47 protein-coding genes are annotated in these 22,254 nt (G+C 67.2%); 29 read left to right on the forward strand and 18 right to left on the reverse strand.

What is annotated here, in order from left to right; genetic code table 11:
- The first annotated feature begins 2 nt into the window (after positions 1–2).
- From GH736_RS02490 to GH736_RS02510, 5 genes are all read left to right on the forward strand, one after another.
- Complete coding sequence (locus tag GH736_RS02490; RefSeq protein WP_159599940.1) at positions 3–362, forward strand: hypothetical protein; 360 nt, start codon at positions 3–5, stop codon at positions 360–362.
- A gap of 98 nt (positions 363–460) precedes the next feature.
- Positions 461–904 (forward strand): hypothetical protein, encoded by a 444-nt coding sequence (locus tag GH736_RS02495; RefSeq protein ID WP_159599941.1) that lies wholly within the window; start codon positions 461–463, stop codon positions 902–904.
- Positions 905–912: 8 nt separating this feature from the next.
- Positions 913–1,278: a hypothetical protein gene (locus GH736_RS02500; protein WP_159599942.1), complete on the forward strand. Its 366-nt coding sequence runs from the start codon at positions 913–915 to the stop codon at positions 1,276–1,278.
- Entirely contained in the window at positions 1,275–1,775 is a 501-nt protein-coding gene (locus tag GH736_RS02505; protein ID WP_159599943.1) for a hypothetical protein, read from the forward strand. The genes GH736_RS02500 and GH736_RS02505 overlap by 4 nt, the downstream gene beginning before the upstream one ends.
- Positions 1,776–1,822: 47 nt before the next feature.
- On the forward strand, positions 1,823–2,251 hold the full coding sequence (locus tag GH736_RS02510) for a hypothetical protein (protein ID WP_159599944.1): 429 nt from the start codon (positions 1,823–1,825) through the stop codon (positions 2,249–2,251).
- Between the two features lie 6 nt (positions 2,252–2,257).
- On the opposite strand, the gene GH736_RS02515 is transcribed toward GH736_RS02510, so the two are convergent.
- Positions 2,258–2,884 (reverse strand): hypothetical protein, encoded by a 627-nt coding sequence (locus GH736_RS02515; RefSeq protein ID WP_159599945.1) that lies wholly within the window; start codon positions 2,882–2,884, stop codon positions 2,258–2,260.
- Between the two features lie 123 nt (positions 2,885–3,007).
- Here GH736_RS02515 and GH736_RS02520 point away from each other — a divergent pair, with 123 nt between their 5' ends.
- From GH736_RS02520 to GH736_RS02555, 8 genes are all read left to right on the forward strand, one after another.
- Complete coding sequence (locus GH736_RS02520) at positions 3,008–3,313, forward strand: hypothetical protein (RefSeq protein ID WP_159599946.1); 306 nt, start codon at positions 3,008–3,010, stop codon at positions 3,311–3,313.
- Positions 3,314–3,324: 11 nt separating this feature from the next.
- Complete coding sequence (locus GH736_RS02525) at positions 3,325–3,585, forward strand: hypothetical protein (RefSeq protein WP_159599947.1); 261 nt, start codon at positions 3,325–3,327, stop codon at positions 3,583–3,585.
- A gap of 77 nt (positions 3,586–3,662) precedes the next feature.
- The gene (locus GH736_RS02530) at positions 3,663–4,589 is read left to right on the forward strand and encodes a hypothetical protein (protein ID WP_159599948.1); all 927 of its coding nucleotides are present in this window, start codon (positions 3,663–3,665) and stop codon (positions 4,587–4,589) included.
- Positions 4,590–4,709: 120 nt separating this feature from the next.
- On the forward strand, positions 4,710–5,102 hold the full coding sequence (locus tag GH736_RS02535) for a hypothetical protein (protein ID WP_159599949.1): 393 nt from the start codon (positions 4,710–4,712) through the stop codon (positions 5,100–5,102).
- Positions 5,103–5,182: 80 nt separating this feature from the next.
- Positions 5,183–5,488 (forward strand): hypothetical protein, encoded by a 306-nt coding sequence (locus tag GH736_RS02540; protein WP_159599951.1) that lies wholly within the window; start codon positions 5,183–5,185, stop codon positions 5,486–5,488.
- Positions 5,489–5,569: 81 nt separating this feature from the next.
- On the forward strand, positions 5,570–6,220 hold the full coding sequence (locus GH736_RS02545) for a hypothetical protein (RefSeq protein ID WP_159599953.1): 651 nt from the start codon (positions 5,570–5,572) through the stop codon (positions 6,218–6,220).
- Between the two features lie 82 nt (positions 6,221–6,302).
- A complete protein-coding gene (locus tag GH736_RS02550) occupies positions 6,303–6,755 on the forward strand; it encodes a hypothetical protein (RefSeq protein WP_159599955.1) in 453 nt (150 codons plus the stop codon).
- Between the two features lie 16 nt (positions 6,756–6,771).
- The gene (locus GH736_RS02555) at positions 6,772–7,107 is read left to right on the forward strand and encodes a hypothetical protein (protein WP_159599957.1); all 336 of its coding nucleotides are present in this window, start codon (positions 6,772–6,774) and stop codon (positions 7,105–7,107) included.
- On the opposite strand, the gene GH736_RS02560 is transcribed toward GH736_RS02555, so the two are convergent.
- Positions 7,101–7,565, reverse strand: coding sequence for a hypothetical protein (locus GH736_RS02560; protein WP_159599959.1), 465 nt, complete (start codon positions 7,563–7,565; stop codon positions 7,101–7,103). The genes GH736_RS02555 and GH736_RS02560 overlap by 7 nt on opposite strands.
- A 349-nt stretch (positions 7,566–7,914) precedes the next feature.
- Here GH736_RS02560 and GH736_RS02565 point away from each other — a divergent pair, with 349 nt between their 5' ends.
- The 3 genes from GH736_RS02565 (at position 7,915) to GH736_RS02575 (ending at position 9,341) form a co-directional block, all read left to right on the forward strand.
- On the forward strand, positions 7,915–8,280 hold the full coding sequence (locus tag GH736_RS02565; protein ID WP_159599961.1) for a hypothetical protein: 366 nt from the start codon (positions 7,915–7,917) through the stop codon (positions 8,278–8,280).
- A gap of 125 nt (positions 8,281–8,405) precedes the next feature.
- On the forward strand, positions 8,406–8,840 hold the full coding sequence (locus GH736_RS02570) for a hypothetical protein (RefSeq protein ID WP_159599963.1): 435 nt from the start codon (positions 8,406–8,408) through the stop codon (positions 8,838–8,840).
- 168 nt (positions 8,841–9,008) lie between these two features.
- A complete protein-coding gene (locus GH736_RS02575; protein WP_159599965.1) occupies positions 9,009–9,341 on the forward strand; it encodes a hypothetical protein in 333 nt (110 codons plus the stop codon).
- Between the two features lie 374 nt (positions 9,342–9,715).
- On the opposite strand, the gene GH736_RS02580 is transcribed toward GH736_RS02575, so the two are convergent.
- Positions 9,716–9,949: a hypothetical protein gene (locus GH736_RS02580; RefSeq protein WP_159599967.1), complete on the reverse strand. Its 234-nt coding sequence runs from the start codon at positions 9,947–9,949 to the stop codon at positions 9,716–9,718.
- Positions 9,950–10,038: 89 nt separating this feature from the next.
- On the opposite strand from GH736_RS02580, the gene GH736_RS02585 reads away from it, so the two are divergent.
- From GH736_RS02585 to GH736_RS02620, 8 genes are all read left to right on the forward strand, one after another.
- Complete coding sequence (locus GH736_RS02585) at positions 10,039–10,545, forward strand: hypothetical protein (protein ID WP_159599969.1); 507 nt, start codon at positions 10,039–10,041, stop codon at positions 10,543–10,545.
- Positions 10,532–11,005, forward strand: a complete 474-nt coding sequence (locus tag GH736_RS02590; protein ID WP_159599971.1) for a hypothetical protein — start codon at positions 10,532–10,534, stop codon at positions 11,003–11,005. The genes GH736_RS02585 and GH736_RS02590 overlap by 14 nt, the downstream gene beginning before the upstream one ends.
- A 29-nt stretch (positions 11,006–11,034) precedes the next feature.
- Positions 11,035–11,364 (forward strand): hypothetical protein, encoded by a 330-nt coding sequence (locus tag GH736_RS02595; protein ID WP_159599973.1) that lies wholly within the window; start codon positions 11,035–11,037, stop codon positions 11,362–11,364.
- 84 nt (positions 11,365–11,448) lie between these two features.
- Positions 11,449–11,979, forward strand: coding sequence for a hypothetical protein (locus tag GH736_RS02600; RefSeq protein WP_159599975.1), 531 nt, complete (start codon positions 11,449–11,451; stop codon positions 11,977–11,979).
- The gene (locus GH736_RS02605) at positions 11,976–12,164 is read left to right on the forward strand and encodes a hypothetical protein (RefSeq protein ID WP_159599977.1); all 189 of its coding nucleotides are present in this window, start codon (positions 11,976–11,978) and stop codon (positions 12,162–12,164) included. Before GH736_RS02600 ends, GH736_RS02605 begins: the two co-directional genes overlap by 4 nt.
- Positions 12,161–12,313, forward strand: coding sequence for a hypothetical protein (locus GH736_RS02610; RefSeq protein WP_159599979.1), 153 nt, complete (start codon positions 12,161–12,163; stop codon positions 12,311–12,313). Before GH736_RS02605 ends, GH736_RS02610 begins: the two co-directional genes overlap by 4 nt.
- Before the next feature lie 40 nt (positions 12,314–12,353).
- Entirely contained in the window at positions 12,354–12,614 is a 261-nt protein-coding gene (locus GH736_RS02615) for a hypothetical protein (RefSeq protein ID WP_159599981.1), read from the forward strand.
- Between the two features lie 39 nt (positions 12,615–12,653).
- Positions 12,654–12,884: a hypothetical protein gene (locus GH736_RS02620; RefSeq protein ID WP_159599983.1), complete on the forward strand. Its 231-nt coding sequence runs from the start codon at positions 12,654–12,656 to the stop codon at positions 12,882–12,884.
- A gap of 4 nt (positions 12,885–12,888) precedes the next feature.
- Here the strand turns inward: GH736_RS02620 and GH736_RS02625 are convergent, their stop codons facing one another.
- The gene (locus GH736_RS02625) at positions 12,889–13,665 is read right to left on the reverse strand and encodes a hypothetical protein (protein WP_159599985.1); all 777 of its coding nucleotides are present in this window, start codon (positions 13,663–13,665) and stop codon (positions 12,889–12,891) included.
- A gap of 121 nt (positions 13,666–13,786) precedes the next feature.
- Here GH736_RS02625 and GH736_RS02630 point away from each other — a divergent pair, with 121 nt between their 5' ends.
- The 4 genes from GH736_RS02630 to GH736_RS02645 all read left to right on the forward strand — a co-directional run bounded on the left by GH736_RS02630 (position 13,787) and on the right by GH736_RS02645 (position 15,124).
- The gene (locus GH736_RS02630) at positions 13,787–14,278 is read left to right on the forward strand and encodes a hypothetical protein (RefSeq protein WP_159599987.1); all 492 of its coding nucleotides are present in this window, start codon (positions 13,787–13,789) and stop codon (positions 14,276–14,278) included.
- A gap of 2 nt (positions 14,279–14,280) precedes the next feature.
- The gene (locus GH736_RS02635; RefSeq protein ID WP_159599989.1) at positions 14,281–14,631 is read left to right on the forward strand and encodes a hypothetical protein; all 351 of its coding nucleotides are present in this window, start codon (positions 14,281–14,283) and stop codon (positions 14,629–14,631) included.
- Positions 14,631–14,789 carry a hypothetical protein gene (locus GH736_RS02640; RefSeq protein ID WP_159599991.1) on the forward strand — a complete coding sequence of 53 codons (159 nt, stop codon included), beginning with the start codon at positions 14,631–14,633 and terminating at the stop codon, positions 14,787–14,789. The genes GH736_RS02635 and GH736_RS02640 overlap by 1 nt, the downstream gene beginning before the upstream one ends.
- A 74-nt stretch (positions 14,790–14,863) precedes the next feature.
- Positions 14,864–15,124: a hypothetical protein gene (locus GH736_RS02645; RefSeq protein ID WP_159599993.1), complete on the forward strand. Its 261-nt coding sequence runs from the start codon at positions 14,864–14,866 to the stop codon at positions 15,122–15,124.
- A gap of 145 nt (positions 15,125–15,269) precedes the next feature.
- On the opposite strand, the gene GH736_RS02650 is transcribed toward GH736_RS02645, so the two are convergent.
- Together GH736_RS02650 and ftsW are read right to left on the reverse strand one after the other, a co-directional pair.
- Positions 15,270–15,713, reverse strand: a complete 444-nt coding sequence (locus GH736_RS02650; RefSeq protein WP_159599995.1) for a hypothetical protein — start codon at positions 15,711–15,713, stop codon at positions 15,270–15,272.
- Positions 15,713–16,873: a putative lipid II flippase FtsW gene (gene ftsW / locus GH736_RS02655; protein WP_159599997.1), complete on the reverse strand. Its 1,161-nt coding sequence runs from the start codon at positions 16,871–16,873 to the stop codon at positions 15,713–15,715. The genes GH736_RS02650 and ftsW overlap by 1 nt, the downstream gene beginning before the upstream one ends.
- A 320-nt stretch (positions 16,874–17,193) precedes the next feature.
- On the opposite strand from ftsW, the gene GH736_RS02660 reads away from it, so the two are divergent.
- A complete protein-coding gene (locus GH736_RS02660) occupies positions 17,194–17,685 on the forward strand; it encodes a hypothetical protein (RefSeq protein ID WP_159599999.1) in 492 nt (163 codons plus the stop codon).
- A gap of 643 nt (positions 17,686–18,328) precedes the next feature.
- Here the strand turns inward: GH736_RS02660 and GH736_RS02665 are convergent.
- The 12 genes from GH736_RS02665 to GH736_RS02720 all read right to left on the reverse strand — a co-directional run.
- The gene (locus GH736_RS02665; protein ID WP_159600001.1) at positions 18,329–18,661 is read right to left on the reverse strand and encodes a hypothetical protein; all 333 of its coding nucleotides are present in this window, start codon (positions 18,659–18,661) and stop codon (positions 18,329–18,331) included.
- 29 nt (positions 18,662–18,690) lie between these two features.
- Complete coding sequence (locus GH736_RS02670) at positions 18,691–19,071, reverse strand: hypothetical protein (RefSeq protein WP_159600003.1); 381 nt, start codon at positions 19,069–19,071, stop codon at positions 18,691–18,693.
- A gap of 8 nt (positions 19,072–19,079) precedes the next feature.
- A complete protein-coding gene (locus GH736_RS02675) occupies positions 19,080–19,424 on the reverse strand; it encodes a hypothetical protein (protein WP_159600005.1) in 345 nt (114 codons plus the stop codon).
- Between the two features lie 20 nt (positions 19,425–19,444).
- Positions 19,445–19,966, reverse strand: a complete 522-nt coding sequence (locus tag GH736_RS02680) for a hypothetical protein (protein ID WP_159600007.1) — start codon at positions 19,964–19,966, stop codon at positions 19,445–19,447.
- Between the two features lie 58 nt (positions 19,967–20,024).
- A complete protein-coding gene (locus GH736_RS02685) occupies positions 20,025–20,312 on the reverse strand; it encodes a hypothetical protein (RefSeq protein WP_159600009.1) in 288 nt (95 codons plus the stop codon).
- Entirely contained in the window at positions 20,309–20,770 is a 462-nt protein-coding gene (locus GH736_RS02690; RefSeq protein WP_159600011.1) for a hypothetical protein, read from the reverse strand. Before GH736_RS02690 ends, GH736_RS02685 begins: the two co-directional genes overlap by 4 nt.
- 26 nt (positions 20,771–20,796) lie before the next feature.
- Positions 20,797–20,997, reverse strand: coding sequence for a hypothetical protein (locus tag GH736_RS02695; RefSeq protein WP_159600013.1), 201 nt, complete (start codon positions 20,995–20,997; stop codon positions 20,797–20,799).
- Complete coding sequence (locus GH736_RS02700) at positions 20,990–21,220, reverse strand: hypothetical protein (protein WP_159600015.1); 231 nt, start codon at positions 21,218–21,220, stop codon at positions 20,990–20,992. Before GH736_RS02700 ends, GH736_RS02695 begins: the two co-directional genes overlap by 8 nt.
- Positions 21,213–21,476 (reverse strand): hypothetical protein, encoded by a 264-nt coding sequence (locus tag GH736_RS02705; protein WP_159600017.1) that lies wholly within the window; start codon positions 21,474–21,476, stop codon positions 21,213–21,215. The genes GH736_RS02700 and GH736_RS02705 overlap by 8 nt, the downstream gene beginning before the upstream one ends.
- Positions 21,469–21,795 carry a hypothetical protein gene (locus GH736_RS02710; protein ID WP_159600019.1) on the reverse strand — a complete coding sequence of 109 codons (327 nt, stop codon included), beginning with the start codon at positions 21,793–21,795 and terminating at the stop codon, positions 21,469–21,471. Before GH736_RS02710 ends, GH736_RS02705 begins: the two co-directional genes overlap by 8 nt.
- Positions 21,792–22,067 (reverse strand): hypothetical protein, encoded by a 276-nt coding sequence (locus tag GH736_RS02715; protein WP_159600021.1) that lies wholly within the window; start codon positions 22,065–22,067, stop codon positions 21,792–21,794. The genes GH736_RS02710 and GH736_RS02715 overlap by 4 nt, the downstream gene beginning before the upstream one ends.
- Positions 22,060–22,254: hypothetical protein (locus GH736_RS02720; protein WP_159600023.1), on the reverse strand; the 195-nt coding region annotated here is incomplete at its 5' end. The genes GH736_RS02715 and GH736_RS02720, both read right to left, overlap by 8 nt.

A 22,254-nucleotide genomic window follows, 5' to 3' on the forward strand; every position in this document is an offset into this window, starting at 1 on the left:
CCTTGAGCATCATCACCGCCGACCAGCTGGACCGGATCGTCACCATCCTCGACGACGTCCGACATGACACCGACCCGAAGGACACCGTCGAGTACGCCGACCGCATCCTCGCCGCCGCCGGCATCACGGTCGCCGACGAACCGCCCGCCGGCTCCCGGACCGCCACGGTGACCACCACGGTCGTCGGGACGTTCAAGGAAACCTGGCGGGTCGTCCTCACCGACGACATCGACGAGTACGACCGTGACGCGCTCATCGGCCACGCGTACGACGTCATCGGTTCCGGTGCCGCGATCTGGCTCGGCGACTCCGAGGGTGACTCCGAGGACCGGCTCGTCTCGAGCGTCGAAATCGACGACTGACCGGTGCCGGCCGGGGTCGGCGCGAGCGCCGGCCCCGCGCATGGAAGTCGTGAAGAGACCGACCGGCGCACCGCCGCCACCACCACCCGGGAGGCAGAATGCCCCAGCACACGATCAACGTCATCCTGGACGTCACCGACGACCAGCCGTTCAAGCTTCACGAGGTCACCGAAGCGGTCGCCCGCACCATCTGTGAGGACTACGCCGCCGACGAGATCAGCGACGAAGCCTTCGACAACGGCGAGACCAAGCCCGACATCCGAGCAGACGGGTTCCACGAGACCAGCGCCCTCGTCACCGGCGTCACGGTGAACGGGAGGCTCTACAACCCGGCCACCGGTGCGTTCACTAGCGGCGACCACACCACCGACCTGCAGGCGGACATCGCCGCCCGCGACGCGGTGCTCGAGGACGTGTCCGTCTGGATGCAGACGCAGCTCGGAACCGTCGAGGACCGGAACGAGCTGGCCCGCATCCTCGCCCCCGCCAACCGCGCCCGCCACCGGCAGGCGTTCGTCGATCAGCGCGACGCGCAGAACTGAGACCAGCCATGCCCGACTACACGATCGAGTACTCGAACACCGAGGACGAAGCCGCAACGCCGCTCAAGGCGGTGCGGGCGCACGTCCGCTACCTCGCGACCGGCGGCGCCGAAGGCTCCTCATACACCGTCACCGACGACGCCACAGGGGAGCGCTGGGAGGTGGATGCGCTCACCGGTGAGGTGGACGAACTGCCCCCGCTCCCGAAGCAGGAAACCCCGGAACAGGTCGTCGCCCGGGTCATCGACACCCTCACCCTCCTCCATGCCGACTCGACTCCTGCAGAGGTGCTGCAGGCAGCACTGACCACCGACGTGTTGATCCGCGCCCTCAACACCACGCCCGGCGGCTCAACCGTGAAGGAACCCAGATGACCACCACCGGCAAGCGCGTCTACGCAGACGGCGTGAAAGGCACCCCGGCGACCGTCGGAGACATGGTCTGCGCCGAGCATCCCGACAGCCTGAACCAGATCGTCGGGCTGCTGATCGGGATCACCGCGGACACCCGCGGCACCACCTACAACCTCCGACTCGACGGCGGCGCGGAACTGACCATCTGGGACCCACAGCCGCGGGGCGCGTTCTCCTGGCGGGTCAAGGCGATCCGCGACGACCAGGCCTGGCACCCCCGGCACTCCACAGCCATCGAGCTGCGGCAACGGCACTTCGCGGTCCAGAACGAACTGCTCGACATCGTCCAAGACCTCGACTTCCCGCTGAACTTCCCGTACATCGACCCGGCTGACTGGCAGACCCTCGCGGGCACCACCCATCGCCGCCTCCGAGACGTCATGGATGGGATGTCGGAGGACTGGCCGGAGGAATGGCGGAAGCGGTTCTGCGAAGCGGTCACCGCCGGCTGGGAGTAGCACCCAGCCTCCGACCCAACCCACCCAATCGAAGATCAGGAGACCCCGTGGGATACATGAGCATCATCGCCGCACCAGCACCGCGGTACGCGACCAAGTCGTTCATCCAACCACCGGCCGCCGAGGTTGAGGAGCGGCTCCGCTCCATCACCGGCCGGGTGTTCGACGACCACACCATCGAGGACTTCCCATTCGTGCCGCTCGAGGACCAGTTCGGATGGGACGTGTCCGCGTGGACCGCCGGGCAGCGCCTCCACGCATCCGAGCAGGTCATCGACGCGATCATCGAATGGTGCCGCATCGACGCTGGCCGGTGGCGGGACGTCGCCACACTGCAGATCGACGACAAGCCGTACTACGTCACCGGTGGGATGAGCGGCGGCGAGTACCCGACCGAGTCGTTCGCGTACGTCGAAGCGCTCTCCACGCTCGAAGCGTTCGACGAGCCGTTCACGAAGCCCGACGGCATCCTGTAACCGGGGTCACCCGGCCGGTGTGGGCGTCGGCGTCAGCTCCGGGGGTGGGAACTCTCCACTATTGACTTCGATCCCCAACCAGACCCAACCGGCGACGGTCCCTGCCAGGAACAGCAATCTGATGACCTGCATTGGGCGGCGGCCGAGCCACCACGGTTTCCCGCTGCGCTCCTTCAGCTCCGTACGGAGCTTGGTGTCGGCTGTCGCGCCGAGCACCAGTCGTTCGATCGCTCGGACGATGTCGTACGACCTCGACGCCCACACCTGATGGACGGATGCGATGAGGAGCCACAGCGAGACGAGCGCGACCGACGTCGTACCGAAGATGATGACTACCTCCAGCGTCAGCCGTTGATTGAACGCCACCGCTGCAGGGAACAGCGTCCATGCCAGCGCGACCAGCCACGTGGCTGTGGTCCACGTCCGGTCGATATCCGTCTGATATCTGGAGACGTATGACGAGTGCAACGTGGTCAGCCACGTGCCGTTGACGACACCGTTATTGGTGAGGCCTTCCTTGATCGACTCGACCACGACGGCTCTTATGTCAGCGTCGGGTTCGCCACCTGTCGCAACCGACTCGACGACTATCTCGACCGCCTCCCCGCCCTGCGCTGCCTTCTCCTCGCTCATTTCGACCCCTCCGCTTCGATGCGCCGGTAGTTGCCGCCAAGCATCCTCCTGACCGCGTGCGATGTCACGAAGCGATGGGGCGCCCGGTCCGTAGTATGCCGCGCATGTGAGTGCTGAGAAGCAGTGCCGGACAGTCCGGCCGACGGAAGGACCAACATGTCGTCACGCACCAATGTCCCGGCGGAGCGGTTCCCGCAGCAGAGCGGACACAGCTGCAGCGGGAACAGCATCAGCGGGACCCGCGGTGCCGGCGAAACCATCGGCTGGATTCGCACCTACGGCCGCACCAGCAAGCGGAGCCGCCAGGAGGTCGCCGACCGGATGGCCTTGATCACCGAGACCGCCACGGTCGTCGAGGTCGAGCCTGGCACGTACGGTGTCTGGCGCGTCGATTTCGTCGTCACCCACCGCATCGTCCCCATCGACTGAAGGCAGGCACCATGGCGCTCCACAGCTACGGCACGTTCGCGAACCCGCGCCACGCCGCCCTCATCGGAACCGACGTCGTCGTCACCTTCACGCTCGAGCAGCCCGGCGTCCCGGGAGTCGTTCACAGCGCCCGCGCCGGCATCCTCACCGGCGTGCACGAAACGCAGCGCGGCTCCAAGGTGACCTCCGCCCGCATCGACTTCCTCGACCAGGACCCACTCGAGCTTGTCGCGGCGGAGCTCACCAGTTTCGCCATCACACCGCGCCGCTGACCGGCCCCGGTCGCCCCGCGCATGTGAGTGCCGAGAAGAAGCAGCGCCGGTCCCGCCGGCCGACCGGAAGGACCAGCATGGACGCCCGCAACGCCCTCGCTCTCAAGCACCAGCTCCGCACCTGGCAGATCGCCGCGTACCCGTCACTGGACGAGTCCACCGTCGAGTCGTTGAAGCCGCTCGCGCACCAGATCGCTGCCGCGCTCGACGAGCTCGCCGAGAAGAGCCCCGAGCCGCTCCTCGCACCGGAGCGGGTCATCATCCAGGTCCAGAACGCCGAAGCCGACGAGCACCCGCTCCGCCCGTGGCGCGCAACTCGCACGATCAATGGCATCCACGACGGCGACGCCTTCGGTGCGTCACCGGAGGAGGCGATGGAGAACCTGCTCATGGAGTTCGGTCGCGGCAGCACCGCACCGATCTTCGCGTCACGTCGCGCCGACGCGATCCTCGACGTCACCACCCTCGCCGTCGGCGCGGTCGTCACCGATGTCGAGACCGGCGAGCGGTACACCGTCGTCGAGGACGTCTACCGGGACGAGACCCCGTTCGCCGACAAGGTGGGGGAGCGGTTCTCCCTGAACGGGGTGACCGTGAAGACGGTCCACCTGCACAACCCGATCATCGACGACTTCCGTGAGGTGTGGAACACCAACAAGGACAGCACCGCGCGACTCATCGCACAGGACTGGCTCGACACCGAGTTCGCCTCATACGAGCCGACCCGGCCTGAACCGATCACCTCCGACATGGTGAAGCACGCCGCGGCGGTCATCCGCCGGTTCCTCCGGTTCGACCGCTGGGAGGAGATGGACCCAGAGTCGGAGCAGTACCTCGAGCTCGTCGCGGCATCCGCGGCTCTCTGGGCCGCCGGGAAGCCAGCAGCCGACAGCCCGGTCCTCCGAGCCCAGGTCGCGGTGATCCTCGTCGCACACGGGGACACGCACACCGCAGAGCAGGTCCAGCAGGACATCCTCGCGAAGGCAGACAACCTCACCGCGTGACCCCAGGAACCGCCCGGCGCTGAACCTTCGGACGCCGGGCGGTTCCCGCGCCCCCTCCGCGCATGGACGTGTCGAGAAGCAGCGCCGGGCGAGGTCCGGCCGACACCGGAGGACCACCCCTTGAACACCCGCAGCCCCGAACAGATCGCCGCCGACGTCATCGGCGACACCGACACCACAACCATGTACGTGAACGGAAGATGGGTTCGGATCGTCGACGTCATCACCGACGCGATCATCGCCGCGCTAAACGAGCAGTCCGCGCAGCAGCGCGACGCGGAAACGCTGCTGCTCGCCCAGCACCGCTCCAGCCTGGACACCGGAGAGTGGGCGTGCACCTGCGGTCACCCGCTCGAGGCGAACGCCGGCGAATGGGTGAAGCCCGCCCGGGTCACCGCGAACGGCACCCCCATCCCCGACGGTGTCACCGTCATCGGCTTCCGCCAGGCGGAACACCAAGCGGAGATGCTCGCGGAAGCCCGTGCAGCGCAGGCCGTCACGTCTGCCGGATAGCCGCTCACGGCCCGCAGGCCGCGCATGAACGTGCTGAGAAGAAACAGCGCCGGCCATGCCGGCCGACCAAGGAGACCCACATGACCCGCTACCGCATCACCGACGATGAAGTCGACGGCGAGCTCATCATCGACATCGACGAGAACCTCGAACAGCTCACCTCCGCGCAGGAGCAGTTGATCCTCCAGTTCTGGGCGTCCTCCGAGCATGTCGGCGGACGCGAGTGGCGCAGGTGGGATGAAGACCTCGTCGCCCTCGCCGAAGTGAACCGCACCGGAGACGACATCGACCTGCAGCTGTGGCGCACCGGCTGGGACGGCGACCTCGACATCACGCTCGACAGCTTCCCGTTCGATTCGCTTCACATCGACGCCATCGACGAGTAGCCACCGCCGGGCCGGCCGCGCATGAAGGTGCTGAGAAGAAGCAGCGCCGGCCATGCCGGCCGACCCGGAAGGACGCCCACCATGGCTGACCGCATCGACCCGATCGTCGAATCCATCATGATCCGCACGAAGGACGCCACGCGGACCGACCGCCCGGTCACCCTCACCGCGGACGAATACCGTCGCGCTCTCACCGAAGCGGTCCTCAGGGCTCGGCGGCCCTTCGTCAGGCTCCGCGCGGACGCTCGTGAAGCGTCGAACCTCGTCGAGCGATCCCAGGCGAACGACCGCCTCGACTTCGCCTTCGACGCACGCGATGCAGCCGATGAGGTGCTCACCGCACTGCTGCGAGCCATCGACTCGAAGGGCGACGAGAGCGAGCAGGCCGACTGCACAACATGCGGCGGTGCCGGCCTCACTGCCTTCGACGAGCCGGACCTGTACGACTGGATCGATTTCGAGGAGGACGAGGCCGACGGCATCGCCGGCAAGTACGTCCTTACGATCCGGAGGGACGAGGAGGAGTTCGCGGTCATCGTGCACCGCACCGTGGACGGGAAGTTCCCGCTCGACGGTGTCGTGGCGGACATGAAGCGGATGCACGCTGAGCTGATCGTCGACGAGCTGAACGCCGCCTACGAGCGAGACCGCCCCTCGCTGGGAGACCGCTACCCGGGTTCGGCGACCTGCCAGACGTGCGGCGGCACCGGCCACGTCGAGACCGGCGCGTAAAGGCGGCGGGCAGGGTCGCCCCGCCCGCGCATGTCACCTCTGAGAAGCAGCGCCACGACCAGTGGCCGACGAAGGGGGACCTATGACCACCGCAACGATCTACCACAACCTCTCGATCGTGTCCGACACCCTCACCGAAGAGGAGTTCAAGGCAGGCCTCGCCGAGATCATCGACGACTACCTGTACGACGTCGAGGTGTACGAATGGGAGCACGACGGGCGCCGCGAGGTCTGCCTGAACGGCTACGGCAACGCCGCAGCAGAACTCGAGACCGCAGTCCGCACGCTCATCGGAGCCCGCGACGACGTCCGCACCGTTCGTCTCCGCACCGAGTCCGACGAGGGCAAGGACGTCGACGGGGTCATCATCACCGAAGGTGGAGACGACCAGCGGTTCCTCACCAGCATCATCCCCGCCGGTGTGCAGAACGACGTCGACGAGGTGCGCGCGCTCCACACCGCCGGGAACATCGAAGCGATGGTCACCAAGACCCTCGAACTGCTCGACCGGCTCGACGCAGCTGCCAGAATCTGAGACTAAGGAGGCTCCCATGCAGGCCATCGTCACCGTCAAAGCCAACGGCGTCCGACCCGTGAACCTTCGGACGTTCAACGGCGCCGACGCCGCCACGGACGCCGCGGAGCACGCCGCCGCGCTCCGCGCCCTCGGTTACGACGTCGACGTCGACGAGTACGACAACGACCAGATCATCGAGAGTCAAGTCTGGCGGCGCCGGTCCGACGGCGTCGAAGTGTTCGTCGCCCGATATCTGCAGCGCGAAGACGACGTGCACTGGGAGACGGTCGCTGAGCCGAAACGGAAGGGCACCTGCTACGGGTGGCACCTCCGCGCGAAGTACGACCGGGTCACCGAGAGCGCTCAGTAGTCAGAGCAGGTGTGGCTCCACATCGGGCCGAACTCGCTTCTCCCGTCGGTGTAGGAGTAGACGGCGCTGAGCGGGCCAGTGACCCCGGCCTGTCGCATGGCCGGGAACACCGTGGAATCGCAGACGCTGTCGAACGATGCGCGCTGACCATCCAGTGCGTCGATGGCAGTCGGCCAGTCGACAGCGCTGGCGTACGTGTAGTCGTAGAACACGACGGCATAAGTGCCTGCCGGAAGGCCACGATCGCCCGCCTGGTCCTTCATCGCACCGTCGATGGTCACTTCCGAGTACAGGTCCGGATACTGTCCCAGGATCTGGGGGATGGTCGCCTGCTCAGCCTGAACGTAGACGGCCAAAGCTGCCGCGTTCGCGGCGTCGACGTCAGCAACAGCGTCGACTGACGACCCCGCGGTCGAACTGATCGGGCTCGAGCACGCCGCAGTCGCCAGGAGAAGCAAAGACGAAATGGTGGCAGCGACAACGACTCTGGGCATACGCGACATGGGGGCCTCTCGGGGATGGGGTCAGCACAGAGTAGCGGTCCGTCGACGGGCGTTGGGATTCAAGATCATCGAGGTCCCAGCAAGCACGATCCGACGTACGCGTGTCAGAAGTCGACGTCGACCCCCTCGGCTGCATTGCGCGCCGCCGGCATCATCGAGATGCGTTGCCGCCCATCGTCCCTCCAATACTTCCGGCCTAAGTGCCACCTAGCCCCTATGTATTACCCACTTCCGCTGGCATGAACCGCGCATGTGATTCCCAGAAGAAGCAGCGCCGGGAGGACCGGCTGACGACAGGACGTGCATGACGAACCCGACCCCCACCATCGACGCGACCGCCATCGCCGACGAGGTCATCAACGCGAACTACGACGACGGCATCGTCGGGCTCCAGTCCGCGATCGACGGCCGTGACGTCTTCGCCGACGAAATCCACTCGATGCTCGAAGCAGCCACCGCTGCCGTCCTCCGGAAGCTCGAGGACATCTTCGGGGCGGACCTCGCCGCGCTCGACGAGGCGCTGAGCGCGTACGACGAGGACACCGACGGCGGCGACCACGAGACGGTCCGCGACTTCGAGGATCGTGAGGACGCCCAGGTGCTGTTCTGCGACAACGTCGCCCCGGAGCTCCGCGCGCTGTTCGCCCGGAAGGACCCGATCGGCGGGTAGTCGCCGACCCGATGGAGGGGTCCGCCCGGTGGGGTGGTCCCCTTCGGCGCTCCACCGCGCATGAACGTGTCGAGAAGAACTTGACCGGTCCGGCACTGCCGGAACCCCTGCGGAAGGCGCACACCATGACCACCACGACCACCCCGCTGCCCACCTGGACCTGGACCGAGTCCCTGGAAGGCCTCCAGGAGTGGGACACCAACGTCGGGGGCGACATCCAGGTCGGCCCGAACTTCGACCGCCGGTACACCCGCCAGCTCGACGACGGCACCTGGACCGTCATCACGGATTCTTGGTACGCAGCGAACTTCGCCCGCGAGGGCGAGGAGCCGAACTACGACGTGATCAACAGCACGGAGATCCTCCACTGCACGGACCCCGAGGACGCCGGCGGCACGGAAACCGGCAGCGAGATCCTCACGCCGCAGTACTGCGCGTACCTCACCCTTCACAGCGCAGAGGATGCGATCGCACTGGCGGGGAAGCTCGCGAAGATGGGCGGCCCGGAGGACTTCGAGCACTACAACGGCGTGCCCCGACTGGCGGGTGACCAGCAGTAGCTAGAGCGCAAGAAAGTTGCGCAATAGGCAACGGCTGTAGCACAGAAGCGTCACGACACGCCAGCCTCACGTCAGGACCTCGCGCGAAGGGCGCTAATGCCGGATGATGTGCTTGGGGTCGCCCTGGTCCCCCTAACGACGGACTTAAGCAGGAGCGGGAACCCTCGAGTGACGATCTTCGGAAGTTGCGATCACGCCACCCTCAAAAGCCCAACTGACCATGTGCACTCGTTCGTCGACAGGGTCTGCAAAGCCGTTCACTCCTGCCCAGTGTTGCAACCGATCCATGAAGCAAACCCTGTGCTTGTGCGGCTCCGAGAAGCTTGGGAGCAGTTCCGCGCCGAGAGCATCCCTGTCAGCTGGGTGCTGGAAGACACAATCGCGCAACTGGCCGAGGGCGTCGTCCCAATCGCCGAAGCAACAAGCGAGCACATCGAGCATGCTTTCGCGGTCGTCACACGGCTGAACGCGTACTTCGGTGAGGACGCCAAAGCCGCCTGATTCGGTCCGCCTACCACCCTCGACATAGGCTCGGGAGGTTCGTCTGCGCGGCGGGCTGAAAGGGGCTGTGTTGGCTGGAACCGGCGACTTGGTCGCAGACCTGCGGAGAGCGAGGCGGGTCGCCATCCGCAAACGGCTCCACGATGACGCGCACCTCTACGGTTTCACCGCCGACACGCTCGAAGCGCTGGCTGCGGGAGCCACCGTCGATGCACCCGGCCTTCAGACGACCTTGAGGCAAGAAGCCAAAGCCTCCCGGCGCCGCAAGCTCAAAGAACGTGCCCTCCTGCTTGAGCGCTCCGCGACCGCGGTTGCCACGACAAAGAAGCGCCCAGGCGGGAAACAACGCCCGGCCGCTGCGCCGGGCCGCGCCGTCAGTTGGAGATGGCCGATCCTCGGATCACGTCGGGGTCGATGATCGGATCCCAGGTCCACGCCTCGCACTCCTCGTTCGGGCAGAACGCCTGGGGCGAGAACGTGCCGTGGGGCACCATGGGCTTGCTCATCGTGCCGCACTGCGGGCACTCGAGGGAGAGGAACTCCGAATCCGGCCACACGGTGCGCCAGAGGACCTCGTGGAACTGGTCGTCGAAGTGCGATGTCGACATCAGCTCTCCCTTCTTGGATGCAGTGCCTGAAGCGTAGTGGAGCGGACAGACACGGCCCGCGCATGGTGGTCCTGAACGAAAGGACCATCATGTCGCTGACCGGCGTCGCGGAGCGCACCTACACGAAATGCTCCTCCTGCCACCTCTTCGTCGAAGAGAACCCGGACGCCGGGCCTGGCACCGCACCCTTGGTGCACCTCTACGGCGAATGCGACATCTGCGAAGAGACGAACGACAACCATGGCGCGTCTCCCGGCCCTTCCGCCCCGATGGACTGGTGGCGCCAGTTCGGCCCCGACCTGATGCGCGCCCGGTTCACCGACCCGCCGGCCGAGCCGACCAGCGACGACCGCGACCCCAGGCTGAACGCAGCGTTGTGCGAGTTCATCGACGCGTTCCCGAACCTCGCCCCGGTCGACGTGCCGCACCACGTCCTCGCCTGGGCCGTCGACAACCTGCAACACGACTGGGCCGAGAAGCTCCCCTCCGGTGTCACCCAGGACGACGTCGACGGCGCCCGCCGCGCGATCGGACAGGTGTACCGCACCGGGCTCCGCCTCGAAGCCGAACGGGAGGAACAGCGTGGCGAAGCCTGAGGACCGGAAGTGGCCGGACGGGACCAAGGTACGGTTCACCGACCAGGCGATGGCCGTGACCAACTGGGCGGCGTCCAGCGGATCGAACGCCTCCGTTGAGGAGCTCGCCCGCGGCCGACGCCGGATCGTCCGCAGCTACGCCGACAAGACGTTCACCGTCCGGAACACCGACGACAACCTCCACGACGTCATCCTCGACAACGGCGAACGATGGGGGATGGGCTGGCTGGAAGAGATCAAAGAGGCTCGCACCTCGCTCGGGCTTGGCACCTCCATCCACTACGACCCGAACGCGAACACCATCCGCACGCCACGCGGTGACGGGGCCTTCAACGTCGAGTACGACCTGTCCACGAACGTCCTCTGCGGTGGCGGGCTGATGGTCCCCGTGCTGGCATCCCAGTTTCCGGAAAATGTCGACTGCGGGCAGTGCCGGCGCCGGAAGGCGTTCCCCGGCTGAGGTTACGATCGGCCGCGCATGTGAGTGGCATGCAGACCCTGAACGACGTCGACGCCGGCGTGTACGCCGTGATCACCGCCTCGGGGAGCAGGTACGTTTTCGACCTGGACCGCCGAGAGGTGGTCAGAGCACCGCATGTCGCCCCGAACGTCGCGCCCGACATGGTCGACGCCGCGGATCTCCGCCGTGACGGCGAAGCCATGCCGCTGTACGAGCTCGTCGACATCACCGTCGGGCAGTCACTCGTCGTCTGGATCGGCAAGGTCGACGACTACGCCGGCTACCTCGCGACCCGAAGGGTGAGCACCGACGTCCAGAGCATCGAACCGCTTACGAGCATCGAGCAGTCCGCCGCGTAGCCCACGCCGGCGTTCCTAGGACCGCACGTGCGACTCTCCGGGTTCCGCGCATGGACGCGGCGAGAAGAGACGAAGGAGCCCGACATGACCATGACCATCACCACCATCAACGCCGGCCAGTCGCGGCGTCGCATTCCAGTGGAGTTCGGTGACGGCGACGTCCTGGACTACGAGCCGGACAGGTTCCACTGCCGTGAGGGTATCGCCGTGATCGAGAACCTCCCCAGCCGGGAGGGCGTGGAGGGGCGGATGACGCGCGAGAACTTCGTCGTCGACACGTTCTGGGGCTCGGGCGACGACCACATCCTTAGCGAGGACGAGCTCGCCACCGCGACCGTTCGGTTCAACATCCACGACTTCCGCAAGATCGAGCCGGACGAGCGGTTCGCCGACTTCAGCAAGGACGACCGTGCCACCCTGACCAGGCAACACGGGAACATCGTCAGCCGGTACATCCGGATCGGCGCCGTCCCGGACCTCGCCACGATGCTCGAGAACGCCCTCCGCGAGGTGGTGGAGCGGGAGGCCGACATGGAGCACGCGGCCAGCCGTCTCGAGTCGGCGCGACGCCAAGCCATCGACCTGCTCAAGCAGCAGAGGAAGCAGCACCCATGAACGACCTCGAACTTGTCACCGCCTACCGGCCGGGGAGCACCCACGTGAACTCCGTGCACGCCCGCGGGCTCCGCGCCGTCCACGACGCCGTCGTCGAACGGATCGTCAAGATCGCCGAGGACGCCGACCGTGAAGCCGGAACGTACTGGATCGCCGACCTGATCCGTGCGGAGGCGTCGCGTTGAACACCATCGAGGGCGGTTGGGAGCCGCTGAACCTGACCCGACCGCCGGCGCCAGGCTACCGGTGGGAGATGACCTTGATCAACGGTCTCGACCACGTCGACGGGGTGATCTACGCGCCAGTTCGCGAGGAGGAGACGGCGATGTCGTAGCGACTCCCGCGCATGAGGTGGGCAACGAAAGGACCCCACCATGTTCGAACAGATCGCGTCCTACTACGACGGCTCCGGCACGTACCTGGTCACCCGGGATCGGGACATCCTCAACACCCTGATCAACGACGCTGAGCTCATCGAGGAGCGCCTCACGCGGCTCCCGGAATGGGACGCCGTCGAACACGACGACTGGGTGCTCACCGACCGCTTCGCATGCACGCCGGACGGCCCCGGCGGCAAGACCGTCGTGTGGATCGACGGCGACGCATACCTCGCGGAGCTGCTCCCGAAGCGCTGACCGACCGCGCATGAACGCTCCGAGAAGAAGGAGCACCCCATGCTGATCTACGCGATCCACACCCCCGACCCGTCGGGCGCGCCGATGAACGAGACGGCCGCGTGCGAGGTGCACCTGGTCGAGTACGACGCGGACGGGTACTCGATGGCCGCGGACGCGGACGACGCCCCGGAGAACCCGGAGTACACGGTCGTGGAGCGGCCCGAGGACAACGACACCGTCTGCAACGTCTGCAAGGTCGAGGAGCTCGCCGGCAGCGGCCGACTGTGACTGGTTAGCCGCGGGCTGGGCTCTGCCAGCCGAGTTCAGCGGTGATGGTGCCCAGATCGGCTTGTTTCACGCTTTCAGCCACCTCAGTCTGGATCACCCGTTCCTTCTCGAGGAGGTCGACCGCCTCGTCGATGTCCTTGATGATGCGGGCCCGCTCGGCGTCAGGAAGCCGCAACGCGAGAAGGGCGGTTTCTTCGCTTGGGAGGACCTCGACGTCCGCTCCCGCGGCGATGTGGTTCCGACGAACGATGGTGTGGAGCGCTCCGGCAATGCTGGCGACCGCCATTGCCCCGATGGTCGCGACCGCCCATGCCGTCTGTACGGTGGGTGCCCCACCTGTGATGTCGTATGCGATGAAGGCGGCCACGGTGCTGAATCCGGCGTTGGTGAACAGCTGGGCGGTGAGGCGTCCGCTCGGCAGTTGCTTCCGGTCGCGGATCAGTTCTGCGGTGACCGCTGCAATGTAGAGGATCGCGGCGACGGCGGCGATCGTGACGCAAACGACCGGATCCCAGCCGAAGCTCTGGGGGAGGGCGATGACAATCGCCGCGGCGATCGGCACGACCGCTGCAATCCCTGCCAGCGCGCCGGTGAGCACCAGCCCCCAGACGCCGATCCGGTGAACGGGGTGGGCGTCGCCGCGCTCGGCCTGGGACCTCGGTGGCGGATCGAGCGCCTTGAGCACGTCCGGATGCTCGGCGAACGCGGCGCGTTCAAGCGCAGCCCAAGACAGGGGTTCGCCCGTTTTCACAATCGCGGCAGCGTACTCAGCGGCCGTCACTTCGCCCCTCCTCGTCCCCTCGCATCGCATGCTCCTCGGACCAGCGCGGGTCGGCAACCCCGCGCATGGATGTCCTGAGAAGAGCGATCCGGCTTCGAGCCGGCCGACGAACGGAGATCCCATGACGACGAACTTAACCGCGGTCCGGCGGCGAGCTGCCGACCTGCTCCGCGACTACCACGAGATCGTCGACGAGTCGGCTGCGTCGCTGACGACGAACGATGAGGAGTTCATCCGCCTGGCCGCGCAGGCCGAGACCCGTCACCTCGCACGACTCGCCGCGCAGTTCGCAGCCCTCGCCGCGGACATCACCGGCAACCCCACCGACCCTGTCGAGCTCGTCATGGGCGTCCCGGACCGCCTCGATGCGGATCTCGACGACATCCCCGGCACTGGTGTGCACAGCGAGCAGGCGGACTTCGTGTTCGCCGGCGACGAGGAGCCCCGCGCGTCGGTGACGACGTGGATGGCGCTCGACGGCGCGATGGTCGTGCAGATCGACACGAACCTCGACGGCCTCGGCCTCGATCGGGTCCGGGTGAACGTCAACGACGGCGTCGTGTTCGACCAGGGCATCGAAACCGGCCGCGACTACGCAGAGGAGGTCCGCTGACCATGAGACTCGAGCTTGAATTCGACCGCGACAAGATCGACATCCGCCGGTTCAGCCAGCTGTTCAACTCGATCATCTGCTCGGTGTACGCCGACGGTGACACCGCGGCCGGCCCGTACAAGGTCACCTCGGCGGAGGACATCATGGTCGGCACGGTCACCGTCCCGCTGGACGAGCAGCACACCGGCCCAGGGATCGAGCGGCTCGCCGCCAGCCTCCACGACCACGTGTACGGGGCAGGGGAGTGGGAGCACGCCGAACCGGAAGCCCGGGACAACTACCTCGCCGACGCCCGCGAGATCGCGCAGACCCACCCGCACCTCCTCAGCCTCCGTGAGCGCGGCATCGACTGATGGACGGCGAGGAGCTCGAGGCGGCCTTCGAAGGGGTTTGGTACCGGTGGGAGTGCCCCGCGTGCGGTGAGATGATCGAGCAGGAGAACGACCCCCGCGGCGACGAGGTCGAATGCGACTCCTGTGACTGGGCTGGCCGCTGTGGTGGCGGCATCTGAACAAGAGCCGGGACAGCGCCAAGATCCGCTCCGACGGTGATTCCGCGCATGTGGGTGGCAACGAAAGGCCCCGCATGAACAGCAACGTCACCCACCTCCCCTCCGTCCCCGCCGAGATCAACCTCCCGGCAGCTCCGTGGGCGGGAGAGCTCACCGACAACACCCTCGAGCGGCACATCGCGCTCGCACACCAGCAGCACCGGCAGGCGGTCAACGCCGTGAGCGCGGCAGCCTACTCGCTGGCCGCCGCCGAGCGCAGCGAAGCGTTCTGGGTGGCTCAGGCGGACGCACTCGAAGCCGAGGTGGCGCGACGAGCGATGGTCGTCGCAGCCTGAACGGGCCGCGCGAACGCGCGGCCAGAAGAATTTCCCCACGGCCGCCGCGGGCGTCCTACATTCGGAACGTCCCGACCCCCGCATCCAACAACCGGGACAGCGAACGCCGCCACCTCCCTCCGAGGGTGGCGGCGTTCGTCATTGCTCAGGCCGTGGCGTGCTGCGGCAGCGCCGCCTGGAACCCGGCGACCACGCGGGCCGCCTCGAGGATCGTCAGGCGGCGGTGCTCGGCCGCTGCGACCGATTCCGGGTCGCCGTCGTACCGGTCGCCGGTCATGACAGCCCCGTCACCGTCCTGGTCGACGGAGAGGATCCCGATCGCGTCGGCGATGTCCCAGTAGACGATGTCTGCTCCGGTGGCGGCGGCCTCGAGCATCGTCCTGGGCGCGACGCGGATGACGGTGTGGCGGTCGATTCTGCCGGGGAAGAGAATGCCGTCGCCGACGACCTTCCAGTCCTCCCAGTGGCGGGCGAGCTGGGTGAGCCAGTCGTCGGTGAACGCATGCAGGTCGGTGACCTTCACATGGCCGACCTGCTGGTTGAAGAGGGCGGTGAGGGTGTTCGGTCTGGCGGTGGTGAGGGTGGGCATCAGCGGAGCTCCTGTTCAGGGGTGGCGGTGCGGGCGAAGGACATGGCGACACCGATGGCGAACATCGTGGTGAGCAGCGCGGTGCCGCCGGCGGAGATGAGTGGGAGAGGGACGCCGAGGATCGGCATCACGCCGAGGACGACGGCGATGTTCACCGCTGCCTGGCCGACCACCCAGACCAACACGACTGCTGACGCGGCTGTCCCGTACGGGGTGGTCGCGTTCGCCATCGCCCGGTACAGGAGGACGGCGAGGACGGCGAACAGGGCGAGGACGAGGGTGGCGCCGAGGATGCCGAGCTCCTCCCCGATGATCGCGAAGATGAAGTCGTTGTCGGCGGCCGGCAGCCATGACCATTTCGCGGTGGAGTTCCCGAGCCCGACACCGAAGATCCCGCCGTTCGCGAGAGCCCAGGTGCCGTGCTGGATCTGCCAGCAGTCGTCGGAGTTCGACTGGGTGCAGTCGGTGAGGAACGACGCGATGCGACGCATCCGGGATTCACTGGTCAGGGCGAACACCGTGAACAGCAGCAGGCCGGCGGACACCGGGATGGCGAGGGTGCGGAGCCTGACACCGATGAGGAACAACGCCCCGAACAGCATCCCGGCCATCACCATGACGGTGCCGAGGTCGCCGCCGAGGAGGACCAAGCCGATCGCGCCGCCGCCGGTGACGAGCACCGGGACGAGGCCTTGTTTCAGGTCGTTCAGCACATGCTGTTTTCGGGAGACGATCAGGCCCAGCCAGAGGACCATCGACACCTTGATCGCTTCGGAAGGCTGGAACTGAACCGGGCCGAGGGCAAGCCAGTTCGTGTTCCCGCCGACCTCGATGCCGAGCGGGGTGAACACGACGAGCAGCTGCATGATGCAGGAGAGGATCATCGACGGCCACGCCGCTTTCATCCACAACCGCTCAGGGAGTCTCGAGGCGACGTACAGGACGGGAACGCCGATGAGGGCGAACACACCCTGGCGGAGGGACTGTTCGAAGAACCCGCCGTCCTCGATCTTCGACTCCACCGACGAGCTCGACAGCACCATCACGAACCCGAACGCGACCATGAGGACGACCAGGCCGAGGAGCATGTAGTACGTCGAAGAGTCCGACAGGAAGAACCCGAGGGTCTTGTCACGGACGAGGAGGATGTGCCGGACCACCGGCGGCTGCCGGCGCTTTCTTGAAGCTGTGCGCGCGGGGCGGATGGGGCTGACCGTCGCCTGGCGCGGTGGTGCCGGCGGTGTGGTCCGGGCGGAGACGCCTCGTGCGGAGACGGTTCGAGGTGTGGTGGGACGCCGCCTGGTTGGAGTGGCCGCCGACGGTCGTCGCCGAGGGGTTGTCGAGGTCACAGGGTTGGGTGATCCGATCGACGTTCGGCGCGGGTGCTCGTCACGCCAGACACATGCGCGGGATGTCCCGCGCATGGTGTCGGTGTACCCACTGAAGGAGGTCGCCCATTTCCGAACTCATCGCCGACTCGTTGCTCGCCGCGCAGGAGCAGCTGTTCAAGGATCTCGCCGAGCACCAGCGCGTCGCCGGGATCACCGACGAACACGTCGCCGAACAGCTCGGCGTCGACGTCGAAATGGTGCCGGACATCGTCAACGGCCGGCAGGACCTCACCATGTCAGAGCTCCGGTACCTCGGCATCGCGCTCGAGGTGGCGATCGACTACGGCGTCCAGCATTCCCGCTCGAACACGATCGTCCTCGGCCGTCTCGCCGGCACGGAGGAGCTCGCCCGTCAGGCGGTCGCCCACGGAGTCCAGGACCGTCTGGACGGGGCAGATGTTGCGATCCACGCCCGCCAGGTGTCGACGGTGACCGACGAGTTCACGAAGACGCTGCTCACCGAACTGGCACGCCGCGGAGCACGGAACGTCATCGTCCGCGGGGCGTCAGCCGAGTTCCTCGCCCAACTGGAACGTCACCGGCACCCGTCGGTGCACGTGACGGTGCTCAGCGGCGCCTGACGGCTGGTCAGGCGGCGAGCACCCATTGGTGCGTCGCGCCCTCGATCCTCCGTTGAGCTCGGAACAGCGGGTTCGTCAGGTGCTGCGCACGCCATGCCGGATCGTTGCGAAGCTTCTTCGGGACCGGGCCGAGCTCATCCTCACGCGGGAGATACCGCCAGGCGACGATCGCCGCTGCGATCGGCCGTGCACGGCGAGCCCTGCGCGCGCTCAAAGGTCGAACCAGCCGAACAGGCCGCCGCCGCTGCCGCCGCTAGGACCGGGCGGGTCGAAGTCCGCATTCGATCGGCCGCGCGGCCGGTCAGGCAGCGACCACAGCAACGCATCGGAGAGCACCCCGTCAGCCGGGACGGTGTCCCCAGGGGCCGGATGTGACGCGTACATGTGCCGGCGAAGATCCCGACGGGCCTGCCACCTCCAAGTTCGGCCAGCGGACTCCCACCGGCAACCCTTCACCGTGCAAGCGAGACGCAGGTCTGTGACCCACACGATCCGGCCGGCCATGTTCACGAGCGCCATCCGGCGGTCTCCTCCCTGAAGGTGGTCGTGCTGTACATGCGCGGGTGCCGACTCGTCATTCCCATGTCCAGAGATGATCACTGGAACCGCTGGCCGAGGGTACCCCCGACAGCGCCCAGCCCCATCATCGGGGTGTCTCCGTCCGGTAGGGCCCTTCGGGCGCGTAGTACTCGGGGCAGTATTTGTCGGTGCCTGACGCGGCGAGGAACTCGCAGTAGCCGGCCTTGTACTCCTTGGTCCCGGTCGGTGATGGGAGGTGCCCGCTGCGTGCGTCATCCCAGCCGCAGTCGAAGTCGGACGGGCCGGTTTCCTCAGCGATCGTCGCGGCGACTTCGCGGGCTTCCGCCTGCTTGACCGCCTTCTTCGCTTTCCGGTGGTCGGCTTTCGTGTTGCAGCATCCGTTCCCGCAGCCGCCTTCGAAGGGGCGGCGGGGGTCACGGCCGAGCATGCCGGTCATCATGTTCCTTTCGATGCGTCAGAGCGTTGTCAGATGCGATCGGGCAGTGCGGATTCCCGGAGCTCGAGGGTCGCAGCACGGGCAGCGTCCGCGCGTTCCGCGGCGATCTTGTCCGCCAGCCACGTGGAGTGCAGGACGAGGTGCGCGGCGGCTTCGTTCGTGCGGATCCCGATGGACGGGTGCCCGTCTGAGGCGATGCTGGTGGTGCTGGCGAGCTCGAGCTTGATGAGCGCGTCCATGTCGGGGTCTGCGATCGCGGGAGCAAGTTCGTCGGGGCTGACCATCTCGGCGGGCCGGCCGTCATCGAAGCCGATGCGGACGTTTTCACGACGCCAGTCGGCCCAGTGGACCGTGACGTTCTCGCCGCGGTAGTTGACCCGGAGGCCCGGGTACAGGTCGTCGTAGTCCATCGCTGCTCCTACAGTTCGAGAGGGCCGGTGGCGAGGGCGGTGTGGTAGTCCGCCCAACGGCCGAACGGGCCGCCCCAGGACGGGTCATCGCGTTGGGCGATCAGCTCGATGTCCGGCCGTCCGCCCCACGACCAGCTGGACGGGTTCTTCTCCAGGATCGCGACGACGGTGGCGGTGCCGTTCTCACCGGCCTCCCACCACTTCTCACCGATGTGGTGGACGCGCGCGCCGACCTTCAACCCGCGGTGCTCGTCGATGTCGACGTATCCGCGGTCTGTGAGCTCCTTGCGGTGCTTGGCGAGGATGGCGTCCGTGTCGTCGGGCGTGGCGGTGACCTGGTCGGTGTGCTTCATGCTCACGACATGCGCGGAGGTCATGCTGGGCGGATCGTCCACCCGTCGGCGAGTTTCGCGCGGATGTTCAGGCCGAGGACGTTCTCCTGCCCGCCTTCGCGGGACATCGGGCCGCGGATCAGGTGGACACCGTTGGTGAGCTCGACCTCGTCGTAGTCGTCGATGTCGTCGAGGACGGCGTTGTCGCCGTCCTCTCGGGTGGCGTGCTTCTTCACCACCCAGCGGCCGGTGAGCAGCGACCCGGGCTCGTGCCGGCCGTCCAAGAAGGTCGGGACGATCGCACCGGTCTTGATGTACGCCTCGTCGGCGAAGTTCGAGAGGACCGCCTCGAGCCGCAGGTCCGGGTCCTTGTCCGACGGCGTGTAGATCGTGAAGACGACCGTGATGTGCAGCGCGTACACGTCGGGGGTGACGTGCGGGTATAGGATGCCGGCCGACTGCGCGCGGAGCGTGATCACCTTGTTCAGCCGTTGCGCGGCGGCGAGGACCTTGTCCTCGCGTGGCTCGTCCAGCTCGAGGATGGCGACGACTTCGCGGAGCATGATGGTCCTTCCGGAGGTGGGCTGTACGGGTGCACCATGCGCGGTGATCCGGGGTTCCTCAAGAGGGGACCGGCTGCCCGCCATACGTTGCCGGCGAGTGGTACAGCGCATCGTCGGGGTCCCACCCCGTCGGCTCATCCGGCTCGACGAGCGGCCACCCGTTCTCGATCGACTCGTCCACGTATCGGCGGATGTCCGCGAGGGTGTCGAAGTCGTCGTGGACCGTTCGCCCGTCCCGGGCGCGCCAGACAGCCCAGGTGTCGCCTGAGCCGTACGGGCCGCCTCGTGCGCACTGGTACGTTTCGCCGTCGACGGTGAACGTCCGGTCGCGGTGGATGACGGTCATCGGTGGTCTCCTCGGTGCTCGGGTGGCGGCCCGATCCCGATCCAGCGGTCGGTGTCGTCGGGTGCCGTCGGGATACGCAATGCGGGTGCGGTGTGCGTGCAGGGCCATCCCGCCGCGCAGCCGTGCACAGCGCAATACCGCTCACCGGTGATGTATCCCCACTTCGGCGCGCACGCCAGATCCTCGGCGTAAACGCCTGGCGACCGCGGCAGGTCAGCGGCGGTCAGCCCCTGCGCCCGCCGTTCAGCCAGCAACTCAGCAGCGGTGGCCGTCCCAGCCGAGCGGGCCTGGCGCTCGGCCGAAAGCAGCTCACGGACGGCACGGTGCGCTGCATTGTGAGGGTCGAGTGTTCCGACATGTGCGCGAACAGTGCTGCCGTCGCCGGTGTCGGTGACCTCGAAGCAGCGCATCCCGCAGACGCACTTGTCGAGCTCAGCGATCGCGAACCGCTCCGGCACGGCCGGTCGACTCTGGCTGGTGGGTCTCATCGCCCGGCCGCCTGACCTTCTGTTTCATGGGCTGGCGTCTTCCACCAGTTGGGGTTCGACTGAGGCGGCTCGGCCAACGGCGCGGCCGCCGCTTCTGCCATCCGCCTGCGCTCAGCTCGCGAGATGAGCGAGCGTTGGAAGCCCACGATCACGCGTCCGTTCCGCCGAACCTTGAACTCGATCTCCCAATCAGCCATGGCCGACCTCCCCTGCATCGGCGGGTCCGGGGAGACGGGCAGCCTCCCAGATCGCAGCCAGGGCAGCAGCGTGGGCCTCGGCGTCTGGGTCCAGTGAGGTGCTGTACCAGCGCACGTCGGGGTAGACGGCCCGGTAGAGGTGCCAGCGCACCTGATCGTCACGGTCGCCCCAGATGCCGCGGAGTCGCGCGACGTGCTGCTCGACCGTCTGCCGCTCAGCCACGGTTCGACCCGGCATCATGCCCGTCCGATCCGGGACGGGGAGGAGGCTGAACGACTCCGCACCTATGGCACTCGTCGGCCGTGTTGGCGATCGCTTCGAGGGCGGCGCTGGCGTACCCCCTGGCCATTGAGAGGCATGTCTGGTTGACCTTCTCCCAGTGAGATGTGAGCGGGCCGTCGTCGGTGTCCTCGTTCCAACCGGGCATGGAGCGGGCGATAGCCGCCGCCATTTGTTCCAGAATCGGGCCCTCAGCCACGGTCGACCTCCTCTGGCACATGCGTTTCGGGGAGGGTGCAGCAGGGCGGGTTCTCGACGACGCCGAACCGGCATTCTCCGCACCATTCGCCCGCCTGGTAGGCGCGTCGTCGCTCGGCCTCGTCGGCTCCCGGGTAGCCGTACTTTCGTGCCGTCTCCAGCAGGGCGGCGTTCTGCTCGCGGAGTCTGGACGCCTTGCGGCGCTTGTCGTCGGCAAGGGATTCGAGCGCCTCTGCGATCTCATCCTCGCGAACAGCGAGTGCCTCGTACGCGGCCACTCGTGCGTCGATCTTGGCTGGGTCGACCCTGAAGTCCGTCATCGTTCGTCCTCTCGTCCTGAAACTCCCGTTGCAGACCCCGCCAACGTCGCCGCCACTCGCGCCTGCACTGCCGAAGTATCGGCGTCGAGCCGTGCGTAGGCGGCGTCGAGGTCGGCGGCGGCCTGGTCTAGCCCGGTGCGCGCCTCGTCGAGGGTCTCGCGCGCTTCCAGTAGGTCTTCCCGGACCGCGTCGAGTTCCGCCCGGCGTTCGTCGAGTTCGGCGTAGGCGGTGTCCGCTTCTTCGATCGAGAGCTCGAGTTCGAGGTCATGCATCCGGAGCACCTGCCTTCAGCGATTCGGCGTGCCGGACGCCGGCAGCGAATCCGATCTCGCGGCCGCGCTGGTAGATCTCTTCGGAGCTCAGGAACTTCCACCAGGGGCGACCCTTCGCCTGCTGCCGCTCGAGCGTCCACTCGCGGAACTCGGCCAGCGCCTCTGCTGAGATTGCAGCTTCGTCCTC

Origin of the sequence: Agromyces humi (assembly GCF_009720255.1) — a bacterium.
In the GTDB taxonomy this organism is placed as follows: domain Bacteria; phylum Actinomycetota; class Actinomycetes; order Actinomycetales; family Microbacteriaceae; genus Agromyces; species Agromyces humi.